16 protein-coding genes are annotated in these 18,690 nt (G+C 42.4%); 12 read left to right on the top strand and 4 right to left on the bottom strand.

Features of this window, described 5'->3' with window-relative positions; all coding sequences use genetic code 11:
* Positions 1-4: 4 nt before the first annotated feature.
* On the bottom strand, positions 5-940 hold the full coding sequence (locus AO498_RS00155) for a zinc dependent phospholipase C family protein (protein ID WP_067542022.1): 936 nt from the start codon (positions 938-940) through the stop codon (positions 5-7).
* Between the two features lie 203 nt (positions 941-1,143).
* Here AO498_RS00155 and rpsT point away from each other — a divergent pair, with 203 nt between their 5' ends.
* From rpsT to AO498_RS00110, 9 genes are all read left to right on the top strand, one after another.
* Positions 1,144-1,398, top strand: a complete 255-nt coding sequence (gene rpsT / locus AO498_RS00150) for a 30S ribosomal protein S20 (protein WP_067542019.1) — start codon at positions 1,144-1,146, stop codon at positions 1,396-1,398.
* A 94-nt stretch (positions 1,399-1,492) separates the two neighbouring features.
* Entirely contained in the window at positions 1,493-2,188 is a 696-nt protein-coding gene (gene radC, locus AO498_RS00145) for a RadC family protein (RefSeq protein WP_067542016.1), read from the top strand.
* Positions 2,189-2,259: 71 nt separating this feature from the next.
* Positions 2,260-2,877 (top strand): DUF1684 domain-containing protein, encoded by a 618-nt coding sequence (locus tag AO498_RS00140; protein WP_067542013.1) that lies wholly within the window; start codon positions 2,260-2,262, stop codon positions 2,875-2,877.
* Positions 2,878-2,982: 105 nt separating this feature from the next.
* A complete protein-coding gene (gene pheT, locus AO498_RS00135; protein WP_067542010.1) occupies positions 2,983-5,397 on the top strand; it encodes a phenylalanine--tRNA ligase subunit beta in 2,415 nt (804 codons plus the stop codon).
* Between the two features lie 2 nt (positions 5,398-5,399).
* Positions 5,400-5,684: a hypothetical protein gene (locus tag AO498_RS00130; RefSeq protein WP_067542007.1), complete on the top strand. Its 285-nt coding sequence runs from the start codon at positions 5,400-5,402 to the stop codon at positions 5,682-5,684.
* Between the two features lies 1 nt (position 5,685).
* On the top strand, positions 5,686-5,970 hold the full coding sequence (locus AO498_RS00125; RefSeq protein WP_067542004.1) for a cell division protein ZapA: 285 nt from the start codon (positions 5,686-5,688) through the stop codon (positions 5,968-5,970).
* A 66-nt stretch (positions 5,971-6,036) separates the two neighbouring features.
* Positions 6,037-7,602: a ribonuclease Y gene (gene rny, locus AO498_RS00120; protein WP_067542001.1), complete on the top strand. Its 1,566-nt coding sequence runs from the start codon at positions 6,037-6,039 to the stop codon at positions 7,600-7,602.
* 24 nt (positions 7,603-7,626) lie between these two features.
* Positions 7,627-8,412, top strand: coding sequence for a zinc-dependent peptidase (locus tag AO498_RS00115; protein WP_236778620.1), 786 nt, complete (start codon positions 7,627-7,629; stop codon positions 8,410-8,412).
* A 2-nt stretch (positions 8,413-8,414) separates the two neighbouring features.
* Positions 8,415-9,452, top strand: a complete 1,038-nt coding sequence (locus AO498_RS00110; protein ID WP_067541998.1) for a Gfo/Idh/MocA family protein — start codon at positions 8,415-8,417, stop codon at positions 9,450-9,452.
* A gap of 95 nt (positions 9,453-9,547) precedes the next feature.
* Here AO498_RS00110 and AO498_RS00105 read toward each other — a convergent pair whose 3' ends face one another.
* Positions 9,548-11,182, bottom strand: a complete 1,635-nt coding sequence (locus AO498_RS00105; RefSeq protein WP_067541995.1) for an ABC-F family ATP-binding cassette domain-containing protein — start codon at positions 11,180-11,182, stop codon at positions 9,548-9,550.
* A 205-nt stretch (positions 11,183-11,387) separates the two neighbouring features.
* Between AO498_RS00105 and gndA the strand changes: the two genes are divergently transcribed.
* From gndA to AO498_RS00090, 3 genes are all read left to right on the top strand, one after another.
* Positions 11,388-13,283, top strand: coding sequence for an NADP-dependent phosphogluconate dehydrogenase (gene gndA, locus AO498_RS00100; RefSeq protein WP_067541992.1), 1,896 nt, complete (start codon positions 11,388-11,390; stop codon positions 13,281-13,283).
* A gap of 234 nt (positions 13,284-13,517) precedes the next feature.
* Positions 13,518-14,885, top strand: coding sequence for an amidohydrolase family protein (locus tag AO498_RS00095; protein WP_067541989.1), 1,368 nt, complete (start codon positions 13,518-13,520; stop codon positions 14,883-14,885).
* A gap of 122 nt (positions 14,886-15,007) precedes the next feature.
* Positions 15,008-16,144 carry an aldose epimerase family protein gene (locus tag AO498_RS00090; protein WP_067541986.1) on the top strand — a complete coding sequence of 379 codons (1,137 nt, stop codon included), beginning with the start codon at positions 15,008-15,010 and terminating at the stop codon, positions 16,142-16,144.
* A gap of 63 nt (positions 16,145-16,207) precedes the next feature.
* On the opposite strand, the gene AO498_RS00085 is transcribed toward AO498_RS00090, so the two are convergent.
* Positions 16,208-17,038 carry a hypothetical protein gene (locus AO498_RS00085; protein ID WP_067541984.1) on the bottom strand — a complete coding sequence of 277 codons (831 nt, stop codon included), beginning with the start codon at positions 17,036-17,038 and terminating at the stop codon, positions 16,208-16,210.
* A gap of 160 nt (positions 17,039-17,198) precedes the next feature.
* Positions 17,199-18,689, bottom strand: coding sequence for a phage tail sheath family protein (locus tag AO498_RS00080; protein ID WP_067541981.1), 1,491 nt, complete (start codon positions 18,687-18,689; stop codon positions 17,199-17,201).
* Position 18,690: the final 1 nt, after the last annotated feature.

Genomic DNA, 18,690 nt, shown 5'->3' with positions numbered 1-18,690 from the left:
GAATTCAATGATCTCTAACTTTCAACCTCGAATCCGGCGTTAATTTTTCTTCCTCAATTATCACTTGGTCCAAAGAATGAAGTTCAGGTTGACCGGCATTAATCCATGCCGTGTACCAAAAATCGGCGATCATTTTAATGGATTTTCTCATTTGCCTTTCGACTTGATGGTCCAAAGCCAAAGCATAAGCTGTGGTGAAATCCCGGGAATAAACCCTCACCGTAAGTCCATTTCGCTCCTCATAGCTGTATTTTTGATCCTCTGGAAAATGGGCGGTAAGTTCCTTTTCGATTGATAATACACTGTCAACCATGGAATGAGAAGCAGCAACGGCCTCCCAAATAGCGAACTGTGGTTTTTCGATATATTCTGCCTTCCCTACCCAGAAGGAATAATTTTTGGCAAGAAGTTCGGGAATTCTACTTTCCCAAAATCCATGAATCCCATCCTGACCAGTGAGTTGACCATTGTAATTTTTGGTGGTATGAAGCGGCACGTTTAAATCACCCAAGTAATGTCCAAGGTCTGCGGAAAGTCGTAGGATTGCGGCTTTATTTTTTTGCTCGAAGGCTTTGGTTAGGCTAAGGAATGTGATATAGGCGGACCAAGGTCCAATGCCATTGGCTCGAAGCGAATCTTCAGGGATTTTTTGAATAGCCTCTGGCCAATAGGTAGGAAGCATATAAAGTGCGCTATCTCCATAATGGTCTAAATCAATGTAATGCTTTTCTGCCTCGCCTTTTACCGCATATCTCCTTCGATCAGGATTGACTGCTTTTTCAGAAATAAAGGATAATTCCTTTTTGAAAAGGACCATCATTTCTGGTGGCAAGGAATAAACAGCCTGTTTATTGATCAGAGTATGAGCGTAAAACCCCCAAAAAACAGGGCCAACAATACCAGAAAATAAAAATGAACTAAACAGGATAAAAATTTTCATTAGGGAAAATAATCAAAATAATTCAGTTGAAAGGATTAAAAAATAGTATCTTTGAGGCCTGTTTTTAGACAATTGCCGAATTTTTCGATTTGGCAAAACTACTGACAGGGAGGAATGTTTTAAATTCCTTTGGCAGAATTAATTATTTACAATAACTTTGCACTCCAATTCAGAATAGGGGAACAAAGAAATTACTTAAGCATATGGCAAATCATAAATCAGCTCTGAAAAGAATTCGTGCAAACGAAGCAAAGCGTTTGAGAAACAGATACCAAGCCAAGACTACCAGAACTTTCATCAAAAGATTGAAAGCGGCTACAGACAAAGTAGAAGCAATGGAGCTTTTCCAAAAAGTTTCTTCTATGCTGGATAAGCTGGCTAAGAAAAATGTGATTCACAAAAACAACGCCAGCAACAAAAAATCAAAATTAGCTAGATTCGTTAGCTCTTTGGCGTAATCGCAACTCTTTGAAAATCATAAACCCTGTCACTTGGCAGGGTTTTTTTATTTTAGAATAATCTGTAGTTTTAGTTTGATTATTTTTCAAAACTATGGACTCATCTTTTTCAACCAAAATTTCCGAACTCGCAGAGGAGGATCGGCCTAGAGAAAAGCTACTGCTCAAAGGAAAATCTGCACTTACAGATGCCGAATTAATTGCAATTTTGATCGGGTCGGGTACAAGGACAATGAGCGCAGTAGATCTTTCCCGAATGATTTTAAGGCATAGCGGCCACGATTTGGCTACACTTGCGCGGTTATCCATTCACGATTTGATGAAATTTAAGGGAATAGGTGAAGCAAAAGCCATTGCCATTGTAAGTGCACTCGAACTGGGAAGACGAAGGAAAGATCAAGAGGTTCCCGTCAAGCCTAAAATCACTTCCTCCCGAGATGCCTATGATTTGATGCGTGCCGAGCTTTATGATGAAGTTGTGGAGCATTTCTATCTGATCTTACTAAGCAGAAGCAATCAAGTGATCAAAAAACATCTCATTAGTCAAGGCGGTACAGCGGGAACTGTTGTAGATCCAAAGGTCGTTTTTCGAGTGGCATTAGAGCACATGGCGCATTCGATGATTTTGGTGCATAATCATCCCAGCGGCAACCTTTCTCCCTCCGAGCAAGACAAAAAATTGACCCAACGTTTGGTTAAAATCGGAAGGGATATGGATTTGACCGTGATCGACCATCTCATTTTCGCAGATCATGGTTATTTTAGCTTCGCAGATGAGGGGATTCTATAATCTTCAATCATTTGAGTAAGTCGCTTTCGCTTAGAAACGGCTTTAGTTAGACAAATCAAAATTCATCACCCGTGAAGTCCAGTCGAATCATTTTGATCCTAATCAGTTTGGTTATTGTAGTCGCAGTAGGTTATATGTTTACTGCGGCTGAAAGTCCAGAAGCTTATGTTGAGAAAATAGAAAAAGAACGTGAGCGACAATTTAAATTCATTCGATTCAATGTAGAATCTCCACTCACGGAGTCTCAAAAGCAAAATTTACAAACGCTTACCTTCTACCCGATCAATCCTGCTTACAAGGTTAAAGCAAGGCTGATTCCAATAGAAGCTAAAAAAGTGAGAGAGTTATCGATGACTGATGGATCAAAGGAAAGATACATCGAGCATTCCTATGCAGAGTTTGAATTAAATGGTCAGACCAATAAGCTCTTGCTCCTCCAATCGGTTAAAGAAACCGATATGCGAAATTTCTTTTTGGCATTTGCCGACGAAACAAGCGGGAATCAAACCTACGGTGGAGGGCGATATATCAATGCCCGTCAGGATGGGAAAACCAGCATTACAATTGATTTTAATTTAGCGTACAATCCCTATTGTGCTTACAATCCGGATTATGCTTGTCCGCTTCCACCAAAGGAAAACCTATTGACTATTCCTATAGAAGCAGGGGAGAAAAATTATGGGAAATAACCCTGCCCTCCTTCAATTCTTTTAAATTTGCCAAACTTGATTTCAAAAGGTGCCTTTCGCACCTTTTTACATTAAAATTCGGATAAATTCCGGACTAATATTCTTATGAAAATCTCGATTAATCGACTCAAACAATACATTTCGCTGACGGAAAGTCCTGAAGAAATTGCAGCTCTGTTGACCCGTTCTGGATTAGAAGTAGAAGCAGTGGAGGAATTTGTTTCTGTGCCCGGAGGATTGGAAGGAATCGTGATCGGAGAGGTTCTTACTTGTGAGAAACATCCCGATGCAGATAAGCTTTCTATCACTACTGTGGACATCGGGTTAGAAGCTCCTTCGCAGATTGTCTGTGGTGCATCCAATGTCGCAGCTGGTCAAAAAGTAGTAGTAGCCACTGTAGGTGCAAAATTGTATCCGACCCAAGGGGAACCTTTTGAAATTAAAAAAGCAAAAATCCGAGGTCAAGTATCTGAGGGAATGATTTGTGCGGAGGATGAAATTGGAATCGGTACTTCCCATGCCGGAATTATGGTTTTGAACACTGACCTTCCAAATGGAACACCAGCAAAAGATTATTTCGAGGTGAGCCAGGATCATATTTTGGAAATCGGTTTAACACCAAATCGGGCAGATGCAGCCTCCCATTTGGGGGTAGCAAGGGATTTAAAGGCCTTGCTTCATCGTTCGATATGTTTACCTGAGGGAAAAGAATTAGCTAAAGAGACTCAAGGCACCTCTATTTCAGTAGAGGTCCAAAATCCAGAGGATTGTCCACGGTATGCGGGCATTGTTGTGACAGACTTAAAAGTCGCTCCTTCTCCTCAATGGCTCCAGAACTTCCTCCGCTCGCTCGGGCTTGAACCAATTAACAACGTGGTGGACATTACCAACTTTATCCTTCACGACCTTGGTCAGCCTTTACATGCCTTCGATGCAGAAAAGATTACTGATGGTAAAATCACGGTAGGAAAACTTTCCAAAGGCACTTCTTTTGTCACTTTGGATGAAAAGGAACGTAAGCTTTCTGGCGATGAGTTGATGATTTGCGATACTAAAGGAGGATTGTGTATTGCTGGAGTTTTTGGAGGTAAAGGTTCTGGAGTGAGTGATCAAACCCAAACGATTTTCCTTGAATCCGCCTATTTCTCCCCAGATATAATTCGAAAAGGCTCTCAGTTTCATGGATTGAAAACGGATGCATCATTCCGATTTGAGCGAGGAACTGATCCCAATATGCCTGTATATGCATTGCAGCGCGCAGTGGAATTGCTACAAGAAATCGCCGGAGGAAAGGTTGCCTCAGAACTGATTGATCTTTATCCAAATCCGATCAAAGACTTTGTAGTGGAAGTAGAATATGCTCACATCAATCGTCTGATTGGTAAAAAAATCGACCCTTCGGAAGTAAAAACCATCTTGGAAAGTTTAGATATCCAATTGGAAAATGAAACTGAAATTGGATTTACAGCTCGAGTAAAACCATACCGTGTAGACGTGACTCGGGAGGCAGACATTATTGAAGAAATTTTGAGAATTCATGGCTTCCATCAGGTAGAACTGTCTGAAAAATTAAGCACTGATTTTCTCGCGGATCATCCTGTGAAGGATCTCAATAAGCTTCAATATCGCATGACCGAAATGCTAGCCGGGTTGGGGTATTTTGAATTGATTACAAATAGCTTGACAAAGCCACAATATGCGGAGAAGTCAGGCTTTCTTGACCCAGCTCAAGGTGTTGAAATTTACAACAAGCTAAGTGAGGATTTGGGTGTGATGCGTCAGACTTTGCTTTTTTCAGGATTGGAGGTCATGGCGCATAATATCAACCGAAAGCAATCAGATATTCGAGCCTTCGAATTTGGAACAGTCTATCAAAAATCGGAATCAGGCTATAAAGAAGGTCGGCGACTGGCTATTTTCCATTCAGGGAATAGAAGTTTGGAAAGTTGGATCGAGCCAGCGAAGTCTTTTGCATTTTCTGATTTGTTTGCAGCTGTGGAACGGATTCTTGAGCGGTTGAATATTGAACCTTCTGCAATGGACGTGATCGAATCTGCACCTTTTTCTTACGGTTTGATTTTAAAATTGGGAGAAAAGGAAATTGGACGTTTAGGACTGGTGGATGAAAAAATGCTGAAACTGGCGGAAGTTCGTCAGGATGTGTGGTATGCGGATCTGGATTGGGATTTGTTAACCAAAAAGGCATCTGGACTCAAAAAATATCAGGAGATTTCAAAATTCCCTGAGGTTCGAAGAGACTTATCGCTAGTGATTGACAAAACGACCAGCTATAGTCAAGTCAAAGCAATCGCTGAAAAAGCAGGAGGCAAATTAGTGAAGCGAATTGGAGTATTTGACGTGTATCAAGGAGATAAAATTGATGCAGGGAAAAAAGCCTATGCCTTAAGCTTTATTCTTCAAGATCAAGAAAATACACTAACGGACAAGGTTATTGATCATACAATGAGTAAATTGATGAAGGCGTTTCAAGAACAAGTGGGCGCTGTAATCAGAAGTTGATCATGATACACGAGGAACTGCAAAAACTGGAAAAATTAGCTGTTCAAGTCAGCAAAAAGATCGAATGGGTAACTGCTGAAAATGAGCAGTTAAAGGCCCGATTGGCGATTTTGGAGTTGGAATTAGAACAAAAAGAGCAGGAAATCGATCATTTTAAAAATAAAATTAAAATTAGTAACATTGTGGACAACCGACCGGTGAATCCTGAGGATGCCACTGAAATGAGTGACTTAATCAATAATTATATACAAGAAATCGATCATTTGATCACCTACCTATCCGAATGATATGGAGACGCTGGCCATCAGAGTGAAAATCGGAGATAGGGAATATCCCATGCGAGTCAAACCTCAAGATGAGGCAAAGATTAGACATGCTGGGAAATTGATAAATGAAAAATTGAGGAGATATAAAGCAGAGTTTGGCTTAGATGACTCCACAGATTTGTTGGCTATGGTAGCCTTTGACTGCATGGTTGAATCATTAGAAACCAATGAAGTCAATTCGGAAGACTCCGAGCACATTCAGCGAAGTCTTTCCCATATTTCCGCTTTGTTGACCAAGGCGATTTGATTATTGATTTCTGCTCATTTCTTGGGATTTTGAGGCCGGTAGGTGGAATACATATATAATATACCTATGGCAGACGTACTATTTATCATCCTTGCAGCCCTAGCGGGGCTTGGTGGGGGTGCCGCTTTGGCGGGCTTTTTTATCAAAAATAAACATGCAAAACTTGAGGAGGAGACGAAAGAGCGGGTGAAATCCATGCTTCGTGAAGCCGAAGTAAATGCTGAAGCGATCAAAAAAGATCGAATCCTTGAAGCAAAGGAAAAATTCCTGAAAATGAAGGCTGAGTTTGATGAGGAGATGAGCAACAAGAAAAACATCATCATCACCAACGAAAACAAAGTCAAACAACTCCAGCAACAAGTTTCCAAAGATCAGGAGCAACTCAAGCGAAAAGAAGCTGAACTTGACAGTAAGAAGGAGAACCTAAACGCGCAGCTTCATGCAGTCCAGGTTAAAAAAGAAGAATTGGATCGAGTGACCAATCAGCGAATTGCTGATCTGGAAAAAATTGCCGGGATGACTCGAGAAGAGGCTAGGGAGCAATTGATTTCCATGTTGACTGAGGAGGCTCAAACCAAGGCATCTTCTCAGATCAAAGACATCCTAGATGAGGCGAAACTCACTGCGACCAAGCAGGCGAAAAAAATCGTCTTGGATACAATCCAGCGAACTGCTACGGAACATGCGGTCGAAAATTGTGTGTCCGTATTTAATATCGAAAGTGACGATATCAAAGGTAAAATCATCGGACGTGAGGGCAGAAATATCCGGGCCCTTGAAGCAGCTACTGGGGTTGAAATCGTAGTTGATGATACGCCGGAAGCCATCATTATTTCTGGCTTTGATCCGGTACGAAGAGAGATCGCGAGACTTTCTCTTCATCGATTAGTTCAGGATGGTCGAATTCACCCAGCCAGAATTGAGGAAGTGGTAGCAAAGACCGAGAAAAACATCGAGGAAGAAATCGTAGAAATCGGTGAAAGAACTTGTATTGATTTGGGAATCCATGGGCTTCATCCTGAATTGATCAAGATGGTAGGTCGTATGAGATTCCGATCTTCTTACGGACAGAATCTACTACAACACTCAAGAGAAGTGGCGAAGTTGGCAGCAACTATGGCTGCGGAAATGGGCCTAAATGCCAAGCTGGCAAAACGAGCTGGCTTATTGCACGATATTGGAAAGGTTTGGCCGGAAGAGCAAGAATTGCCTCACGCTATCCTGGGTATGGAGCTAGCCAAGCGGTACAAAGAACATCCTGAAATTTGCAATGCAATCGGTGCTCACCACGATGAAATCGAAATGACTTCGATGATTTCTCCAATCGTTCAGGCTTCTGATGCGATTTCTGGTTCTCGTCCTGGAGCCCGTAGAGAAATTATGGATAGCTATGTGAAGCGCCTCAAAGAGCTTGAGGAGTTAGCTTTGAATTTTGATGGGGTTAATAAGTGCTTTGCAATGCAGGCTGGACGCGAACTCAGAATTTTGGTGGACGCTGACAGTGTAGATGATCAGAAGGCTGGCAAACTTTCCTTCGACATCTCCCAAAAAATCGAAAAAGAAATGCAGTATCCTGGGCAAATCAAAGTAACTGTAATTCGCGAGATGCGAGCAGTGAATTATGCTCGATAAGGATCAACGTTGATTTTCTAGAAAATGGCAACTACTTTAGGTGGTTGCCATTTTTGTTTCTTAATGTTGTCTAGCTATTTATTAATCCAGTTTATAAATGAAGCTCGTTGGAGGCTTTTTCCAAGAAAAGTTACGCCTCAGGAGATTCGATTTTTAGATGCCCATTTTCCCTATTTTTCAAAACTGAAGCCTATCCATCGAAAGGAGTTTTTGGAAAAGTTGGAAACGATTCTTTCCACGAAAAAATTTGTAGCCAGAGGTGGATTGGAAGAAGTAACTGAGGAAATGGAAATTCTGATAGGAGCAACTATCACGATGGTAATCTTCGGTTGGAAAAATCTTCGATTAGCTCACTTTCACACCGTTTTGGTTTATCCTAATACCTATTTCAGCACAGTCAATCAAGTCTATCATCGAGGCGAGGTCAATCCAAAACATGGCCTAATCGTCGTCTCGTGGAAATGTTTTGTAGAAGGATTAGCGAATCCCTCGGATGGGTTAAATGTGGGGATTCATGAAGTTGCACATGCCTTGAAGTTGGCCAATTGGATTCATACCGACAATGAGCAGGAATTTAGCCCTCAATCCTGGGCAAATTACAATCAATGGGTGCCAAATGAACTTGAAAAAATCCGAAGTGGCTCTTCCAGTTTTTTCAGAGAAAGTGCAGGATTAAATGAGCATGAATTTTTCGCCGTAGCAGTAGAAAGTTTTTTTGAACGGAGTCTAGAATTCAAAAATTATCATCCACAATTATATACTGCCTTGGTCCATTTGCTGCGGCAGGATCCATTGGTTTTAATGAACTAAGCATGAGGAAATCACATAAAATAGGGATTGTCGGGACTGGTGCTATTGCTCTCAAGCATGCCCAGGCGATTGAGTCTTTGGCCAATGCCGAGTTGGTAGGACTTTATAATCCGAATCCTGCAAGCGTGATTAAGGCTCAATCTTCATTTTCCGTTCCGATACTGAGCGATTGGGATCAGTTTGTGGAGATTCCAGATCTTGATGTGGTGTGTATTTGCACTCCGAGTGGGATGCATTTGGAACCTGCGCTTGCGGCTATTCAAGCTGGTAAACATGTGTTTGTCGAAAAGCCAATCGAAGTAACACTTGACCGAGCTGATCAATTAATTAAGGCCGCAGAAAGACACCAAGTCAACTTGGGAGTTGTTTTCCAAAACCGGTTTTCTCCAGATTTTATACGGTTAAAAGAAGCGATTCAAACAGGGGCTTTTGGCCGTTTACTCATGGGAAATGCAGCCATCAACTGGTTTCGTGATGCTGCTTATTATACTTCCAGTCAGTGGAAAGGAACCTTGGCATATGATGGTGGAGGTGCATTAATCAATCAAGCAATTCATACCCTGGATTTGCTTTTGGAAGCGATGGGGGAGGTAAAGTCTGTTTTTGGGAAAGTTAAAACTACCCTTTACCCGATTGAAGGAGAGGATTTGGGAGCTGTCTTGGTGAATTTCAAATCTGGTGCCTTGGGGACGATTACGGCAGGAACTTCCCTTTATCCCGGATATCCAGAACGTTTGGAGATTTATGGGACAGAGGGGAGTGCTATTTTAGAGGGAGGAAAATTGATTTCCTGGAATATTCGAGGAGTTCAAAGCTCTCTTTCGGCTACTGAAAACAAAATTGCATCAGGTTCTTCGGATCCAAATGCCATCGGTTTCGAACTTCATGCCAAACAATGGATGGATTTTCTCCAATCAATAGAAGCCGGAAATCGGCCTGAAGTCGATGGGCCAAAGTCTAGAAAGTCACTCGAACTTATTCGGGCGATTTATCAATCGAGCAAGGAAGAAAAGCTTGTAAGGTTTCCTTTTGAGGAATAATGTCTATTACAATTAATTTGAAATCTGGTGCAAAAAAAAATCCGAAGCTTTCGCCTCGGATTTACTTTTTTCTGACAGCTGCGACTGCTTACTGATTATTTTCGCTCCACTTCCCGAAGATTTTCTAGCTTCTTATTTCTAAGGAATCCATTGATATCCTCGAAATGTTCTTTCACGCGTTTATTTCCGAATTCAAAAACTTTGGTCACCAGTCCATCCAAGAAGTCCCGATCGTGAGAAACCACGATCAAAGTTCCATCAAAAGCTTTGAGGGCATCCTTAATGATGTCTTTGGTTTTCATGTCCAAGTGGTTGGTCGGTTCGTCGAGAATCAGCAGGTTAACTGGCTCAAGTAAAAGTTTGATCATAGCTAGGCGCGTTTTTTCCCCACCTGAAAGTACTTTGACCTTCTTATTAATGTCATCGCCTTTAAACATAAACGCTCCCAAAATATCCTTGATTTTGGTCCGGATTTCTCCGACAGCAATGTTGTCAATGGTTTCGAAAATGCTGATCGATTCGTCTAGCAACGAAGCTTGATTCTGAGCGAAGTAACCTATCATGGCGTTGTGGCCCAATTCGCATTTTCCTTGGAAGTCAATCTCGCCCATAATGGCTTTGATCATGGTAGATTTACCTTCCCCATTTTTTCCGACAAAAGCCACTTTTTGCCCTTGTTCGATGGTCATGGAAGCATTTTTAAACACCACATGATCACCATAATTTTTACTCATTTCCTCCACGATCACGGGATATTTTCCAGATCTAGGCGAAGGGGGGAAGCGGAGTTTCAAGGCCGAAGTATCTACCTCATCCACCTCCACAAGCTCCAGTTTTTCCAACATCTTAACTCGAGATTGAACCTGGAGCGTCTTCGAATAGGTGCCTTTAAAACGTTCAATAAATTGAGTCGTCTCGGCGATGAATTTTTGTTGCTCTTCGTAATGCTTTTGCTGTTGCTCTCTACGCTCTTTTCGCAATTCCAAGTAATGGCTGTATTTGGCTTTGTAGTCGTAGATTCTACCCATCGTCACCTCAATGGTTCGGGTAGTGATGTTGTCTACAAAAGCCCGGTCGTGGGAAATTACGACTACCGCTTTGGCTTTCGTCATCAAAAATTCCTCCAGCCATTGGATGGATTCGATATCCAAGTGGTTGGTAGGTTCGTCCAAAAGGATCAAGTCTGGCTTTTGTAATAGGATTTTGGCCAATTCAATTCGCATCCGCCATCCACCAGAAAACTCAGAAGTTGAGCGCTGGAAATCCTCACGGACAAAGCCCAGACCCAAAAGCACTTTTTCGACCTCAGCTTCATAATTGATCTCCTCAATCGCGTAGAATTTTTCACTGAGTTCAGAGACTTTTTCAATCAGTTTGTAATATTCCTCCGACTCATAATCAGTCCTTACGGTCAATTCCTCATTGATTCGCTCGATTTCTTCTTTCATTCCCAAATAGGAAGCAAATGCTTTGGCTGTTTCCTCCATCACAGAGCAATCATCGGCAGTGAGCAAATGCTGAGGCAAATAGGCCACCACATAACCCTTCGGAGCCGAAACTGCGCCGGAAGTAGGCTTATTTTCTCCTGCGATTATTTTGAGCAAGGTGGATTTACCTGCTCCATTTTTGCCCATAAGGGCAATTTTATCGTTCTCGTTGATGTTGAAGGTGATATTGCTAAAGAGCGGAGTGCCGCCGTGCATCACGGTCACATTATCGACTGAAATCATGATTGGTAGAATTGAAGCGGCAAAGGTAAGGATTGAAAATTTGAAAAAATTAAAAGATTCTAAATTTAGTCCACAGCCCACGGACGACAGTTGACGATCCACCCTAGACTGAGATTTTTTAATTTCTGTGGACTGGGCTAGGTCGACTAATTACAATATCATTTTTATTATGTGTCGTTGACGTCAAATGAATTAACTTCGCGCCATGCTTGTAATCGTCACTGGTGTATCGGGAACGGGGAAAACTACCCTTGGAACGCTTTTATCCGAAAGACTAAAGCTCCCTTTTTTCGATGCAGATCATTTTCATCCAGAAGAAAACATTGCGAAAATGAGTGCCGGACATCCGCTGAATGACGAAGACCGTCAGCCCTGGCTTCAGGCTTTAGCCGATCAGCTTTTGTCTTCTGAGCAAAAAGGTGGTGCAGTATTGGCCTGCTCAGCCTTAAAAAATACCTACAGGGAAAAGCTCTCCGTGACCTCTAATCTCCGATGGATTCACCTAACTGGTGATCGAGACTTAATCTGGGAGCGGATGCTTGCTAGAAAAAATCACTACATGAAGGCAGGAATGCTGGATTCTCAAATGGCTGTTTGGGAAAAACCAGACTCGGGTCTTTTACTTGATATTACTGGGACTCCGGAAGATTTGCTGGAAGCTTCCCTTCACTATTTAAAATCTCAACCTATGAACATGAAAATGGGTGTCATCGGGATGGGCGTCATGGGGAAAAGCCTGGCGCTGAATCTCGCCGAAAAGGGCGTTCCCGTATCACTTTACAACCGATTTGTTGCCGGAAAAGAAGAAGGAATTGCTCAAAAAGTGCTTGACGAGCACCCTGAATTTTCCAATATGCTGGCTTTTGAAGATTTGCAGCAGTTTGTGGATTCGCTTGAAAAGCCCCGTCGAATTCTAATGATGATTCCGGCAGGCGCAGCTATCGATGCACAATTAGACGCATTGCTTCCGATTTTGGAAAAAGATGATTTGGTGATTGATGGAGGTAACTCCTTTTACAAGGATTCCGAGCGAAGAGTAGATCGACTCAAAGAAGTGGGAATGCACTTTTTACCGATGGGTGTGTCAGGTGGCGAAGAGGGAGCCCGTAAAGGGCCTTCGATTATGCCAGGAGGAAACGCCGAAGGCTATGCCATGGTGGAGGATTTTTTGGGAAGGATTTCTGCCAAAGACAAAGATGGAAAGCCATGCGTTACGTACGTGGGTCCAGGAGGCTCTGGTCATTTTATCAAAATGGTGCATAACTCCATCGAGTATGGCGAAATGCAGGTTTTGGCAGAGTTGGTTCATGTATTACGCTTTGGATTTGGCTGTTCAGCAGATCAGGTATCTGGGATCTTCTCGGAATGGGGTCAAGGAGAATTGAAGTCCTTCTTGCTTGAAATAACTGCAGATTTACTTTTATATAAGGAAATTGGGGAATTGCTACTTGATAAAATCCTCGACCAAGCCGGCCAAAAAGGAACGGGGGCTTGGTCTTTGACAACTGCATTAGAGTACGGCATCCCATACAGTCCTTTGGCGGAATCAGTAAATGCTCGGGGAGTTTCTGGAGAAAAAGCGCAGCGAGTGGCATTCTCTAAAACTTTCCATCACGAATTTCAAAAGGTAGATGGATCTCTGGAGTCATGGTTGCCTAAAATAAAGTCGGCCTACGCTTTAGCACGAATCATAAACCATGAGGTTGGATTCCGATTGATGAAGACTGTTTCAGATACGAAAGATTGGAAATTGAACTTCAATGAGATTTCTCGAATCTGGACCAATGGCTGTATTATCCGATCAGGATTAATGGAAAATATTTCCGCTAATTATTCCGATTCAAGCTCTTTCTTTGAAATGCCGGGAGTCAAGGAACAAGTGATTTCTGGTCGGAAAGACCTAGCTGAACTAGTCGGACTGGGATTAACCCATGGGTTTGCCTTGCCAGTGATGAGTGCTGGAATCAATTATTTGTTAGGTAGAATCACCGCTGAATCTTCAGCATCCGTGATTCAAGCACAACGAGATTATTTCGGAGCACATACTTATCAGCGCAAAGACGATCCAAGCGGGAAGTTTTACCACACCCAATGGATTTAAGATTTTCGAATTACGATATACGAGGGGCTGGAGCGATTCAGCCTCTTTTTTGTTTTAGTTTCCCGCCGATATTCAACGAAAAAGTCACAGGACTTCCCAGATTATTTTTTCCCTATTTTCTATAATCCACGGCGGGCTCTGCGCCTCTGGGGTGATTTCAAAAAAATCCACCACCGGATTGGTTTACACAAGGGAAAGGCCGAACTTAAGTTTCCCAACCTAACCCTTCTAACTATGAGACGAATAACTATTCTGTTATTTCTCCTTTTTTTAGGTAATTCTTTCGCGCCTGCTTTTTCCCAAGAACTTGTCATCAATCATCTGAATGTCATCACGATGCTAGATGATCAGGTCTTAGAGGACCACTCGATCTATGTAAAGGATGGGGTGATTATGGAGATCGCTCCAGAAGATGAAATATCGGTGGCTGGTGTTCGAACTTTAGATGGACGAGGAATGTATGTTTTTCCAGGTTTGGCAGAATTTCATGGTCACCTTCCTAATCCAGAGCAATTTGGCCCCGAGTTTCAAGAAGAAGTGATGATGCTTTATTTAGCGAATGGGGTTTTACGGATTAGAAGTATGTTGGGCCATGAATCGCATTTGGCACTTCGTGATCGAGTGATGAAGGGAGAATTATTGGGACCAAGGACCTTTGTCTCTGGGCCATCACTCAATGGAACCTCAGTGGCTGATCCCGAGGCTGGACGTGCGATGGTTAGAGCTCAAAAAGAAGTAGGATATGATCATCTCAAGTTGCATCCCGGACTGGATACTCCAAAGTTTTTGGCCATTGCGGATGAGGCAAAAAAGCAGGGGATTTTCTATGGAGGCCATGTGTCTTTGGACGTTGGATTAGTGACTTCAGTGACTCGTGGCTATCGGTCTGTGGAGCATATTGACGGGTTTTTGGAAGCTATGTTGCCAGATGGGACGACGATAGACCCTACTGTTTCCGGTCCATTTAATATGAACTTGGTCGGACAAGTGGACAAATCTAAACTTCAGGGCTTGATTCAGCTTTGTTTGGAAAACAAAACGTGGATGGCCCCTACATTGACGCTTTTTGAGCGATACTTTGGGTATCAACCTGCTTATGAGCTTCGTCAGCAACCTGAAATGTTTTACTTACCGGGACTCTTGGTGACGCAGTGGTACAATACCAAATCAAAAATGGAAGCGGATGGGGTTTTAGCAGAAGCAAAGGTAAAGCCCTATCTGGAGTTTAGACAATGGCTTTTCTTGGAGCTTCACAAAGCAGGGGTTCCCATGATCATGAGTTCGGATTCCCCTCAAGTGTTTAATGTTCCTGGCTTTTCTATCCATCGAGAAATCGAATCTATGTCCAAAGCAGGCATGTCCAATTATGAAATACTAAAAACTGGAACCGTAAATCCTGCCAAATACATGAATCAGGAAGATCAATGGGGAGTATTAAAACCAGGTGCTGCGGCGGAATTTGTTTTGGTTCAAAAAAATCCCCTAGAAGATTTGACTACGATGCAAAAGCCTCAGGCTATTATGATTCAGGGGAAATTTATTCAGCGCGATGAACTCCAGCTGGAACTTAATCTGATAAGGCAGAAATACCTCAGGCAATAAAATTTACGAGTTACGAAGTATGATTTACGAGGTAGTCTTAAGCTTCAATCCATTAAAACCAAAAATGGACTTTCTTTAATTTTCCAATTTTCCAATCTTCCAATTTTGCAATCTCAAAATTCATGAAATACACTTCTATCTTAGGCACTGCAGCTATCCTTTCATTAGCCTTTGCCTGCTCTCAAAAAGACACCCAAGAACCTATCAAAGAAGAAATCAACTTTATGATCAAAGCAGAACAAGTGGCCGAACACAATGGCCAGCCCGTTTTCCATTACCTCCTCGATAATGGCAACATGCAAGTAGAAATGTCCAATTACGGGGGATTGATTACTAAAATCATCACTCCGGATAAAAATGGAACCAAGGAAAATATCACCTTGACTTTGGATACGGTCGAGGAGTATTTGACTAAGCCTAATCCTTTCTTTGGAGCTACAGCTGGACGTGTAGCCAATCGAATCGCTGATGCAAAATTTACGCTCGATGGTACGACTTACGAACTGGCAAAAACCAATGGGGATAATCACCTACATGGCGGAGTGGAAGGTTTCAATAAAAAGGTTTGGACACCGGAAACTTACTCAAATGATTCCGTGGTGGGAGTGAAAATGACCTACCTCAGTGTGGATGGTGAAGAAGGGTATCCTGGAAATCTAGAAACTACCCTTTGGATGGAATTGACAGCAGATAATACCTTAAGAATCCGCTTCGAATCCACTACAGACAAAAAGACCATTCTCAATCTGACTAATCATACTTACTTCAACCTCGGCGGAGTGAAGCGGGATGTTCAGGATCATGAGTTTCAGTTTTGGGCCGATGCCTACACTCCCGTTGATGATGAATTGATTCCAACTGGGGAAGTAAAAGATGTAACTGGAACACCATTCGACTTCCGCACTCCAAAAATCCTAGGAGATCAGATCGCTGCCAATGCCGGTGGATTTGATCATAATATGGTCATGAAGATGGAAAAAACCGCTGATATGAAGCACTTTGTTCGAGTGCGCCACGCCGAAAGTGGACGAGTGATGGATATGTATTCAGATAATATGGGGGTGCAGTTTTATACCGGAAACTTCCTGTCAAACTTTGCAGGAGCAGATGGAAAAACCTATGACAAGCATTGGGGCTTTTGCCTCGAGTCTCAAAACTGGCCTGATGCGATCAATCACGATAATTTCCCAAGCCCGATTTTAAATCCTGGCGAGAAATACACCCACAACATCGAGTATCGATTCTCGGTAGAAAAGTAAAAAAGAACCCTCCGGATTATTTTCTGGAGGGTTCTTCATTTAAATCAAAGTTGGTCGTTCAGACTAGTAGACGGTAAGTTTTGGTCGTTCCATTAGAATAGAAGAAACAAACTTATTTATAGTTTTTGACGAGCCACCAATTAAGTTGTAAACACCAACTGCCCTAGGTGTGATTACTGTTTTTTCATCATAAAGCTTAGCCTTGATCGTCCCAAGTGATAAAATTGCATTTTGGATCGTGGTGGGATTGATTTCGCTGGGCATTGGAATGATAGAAGAAATATTATCGCCACTGACTCCCAAGGTTTGTACCGTTAAGGTTCCGGTTATTTGATCTGACGAAGCTTGGGCGCCAATTGCAAATAAATTTCCAAGATCTACTCCATTTTTGTTAGCGGTAAAACTTGCTGTTAATCGCAATCCAACGCCCACGTAAACTGGGACTACTGCATCACCTTCCTCAATCGTACGAATAATCGGATCGTAGGAATTTTCCACATTGGATTTCTCATATCGAGGTAAAACGCTGAATTCAGTGGGGTTTTCTTGGTCAAATTCGACTCTGAAAAAATCCGTGCTGTATTTAATGTAATCGAGGATTACCACATAGCTATGATGTGCCGTACCAACTGAAATTGTACCAAATTTCAATGTCCCATCATTCATCACCTCAGCAATGGCTAATCGGATGGTCTCATCTGACATGGCACCCAAAATGGTTGTATTATCCAGATTTCTTTCCTCTTTATTTTCGATCCAAGCTGGAAGTGGGTCAATAGGATGATACCCAAAGGAACTAGCGTTGGAAGAATCTCCGAGCGTGGTTGGTAGTTTCGTCGAATTACAACTGCTCAGGACTATTGCCAAGCCTAAAAGAGGTAGAAATTGTTTCATTTAGTAGGGGTTTACTAAATCAAAGTATCGATTTAAGTCGCTAATTCCTAATTGGATATCCGAACACTCGCCATTATCCCAATATTAGCTGAAGGGTTATTTCCCTATTGGAGGGAAAAATCAATTACCGCTTTTTAAAAGTGATCGTCTCTAAAACATTTCAATGAGGTTGCATGGTAAGCAAAATTCGTAAAATGCTGAATTCAGCAGGTTTTGACACTGCCATTCCGATTTCGATGATTGCCTTTCCATTTAAAATATCTTGGGCGGTCATAGTTTGACCCAAACCCACCCGTACATAAAAGGCCTGTTCAGGCTTTGAACCAGTCAATGCTCCTTGCCTCCAAAGGTAGGTTAGAAAATTTTCTATCATCCCCCGGATTCGGGCCCAAGTATTGGCATCATTCGGTTCGAAGACAAAATGACCTAAACTGGATTTAATGGACTCCTCGATCATCAAAAATGTTCTTTTCACTGATATATACCTCCATTCGTGATCATTGCCAGCTAGCGTTCTCGCACCCCATACGAGTACACCTTTTCCAGGGAACAGACGAAGGGCATTGATCGATTTACCCGATTGGCTATCGACATTGAGAAGTCCTTGTTCCTCACTGGAAATAGTCACCGTGGGTTTTTCGAAGCCCATTAAGGAGACATTGGCAGGTGCTTTCCATACTCCTCTGGAGCTGTCCACCAAGGCATAAATCCCAGCAATTGCCCCTGAAGGTGGGCTTGGTTTAAGGAATTTCGCCATAGCATCGAGAATCTGACGGTAGCTATGGCTGATGTTCCAAAGAGCCTGGTGGAGATATTCTGGGTTTTTTAGATCGGAGTTCAGTACCTCTTTGGCTTTCGGTTCCGGCAATATTTCGCTGAGATTAATGGTAGGATCGAGATTTTTGTAGGTCAGAGATTTTGGAATTTCTACCCGATCCAGCCAAGGATAGTAGGCGGCACCGAAGCTCAAGTGATCCTCTCCAATTCCATTTCTGAATCTCTCGACACAGTTGTCTTCCGATCTTCTCGGCTGATCCCCGTCAGGAATATCTAAAATGGCAAATCGGTTTCCCAAATGATGACAATGTGCGAGCATTTCACGGTAAACCTCATACGCTTCGTCCCCTAGAGCCACTGCGTCCGGAATGACTACAAGTGTTACTTCGTTGATATTTTCTAAGGTTTTGAGGCCTTTAGGATCAGGGTTAATGAGATTGGATGATGGATATCCCAACAACTTTTCTTTTTGGATCGGTACTTCCTGCTTGCCCGAAAAAATATCTACAGAAATCACGTAGCAAGCAGCTCCACCATGCACAAAAAAGTCTTTGACGGCATTGTAAAGAAAAGCGTGTTGGGAAGGCAAAAGATTGATCCCATAATCCTGGGCTCCGATTGTTAAGATCTGCCGATCTTGACTGGTTCTGGGAACAATCGTGAATTTGGGCGAAAATTCACCACCAAAAAAAGACTGGAATTCCAAAAGAGAATGGACTTTTTGGGCTTGATTCAGAAGTGATTTTCCGTTGATTTCTGCTTTTTCAGTATATCCGATAAAGGCAGGGATTGCAGTTTCAACCTGTGCCACTGAAGGAGGGAAAATACTGACTTCCTCTACATAGACTCCGGGAGTTTTAAAGAATTTGGCCATA

Source organism: Algoriphagus sanaruensis (assembly GCF_001593605.1).
Lineage (GTDB): Bacteria > Bacteroidota > Bacteroidia > Cytophagales > Cyclobacteriaceae > Algoriphagus > Algoriphagus sanaruensis.
This window is presented reverse-complemented; position numbering and strand designations above follow the sequence as displayed.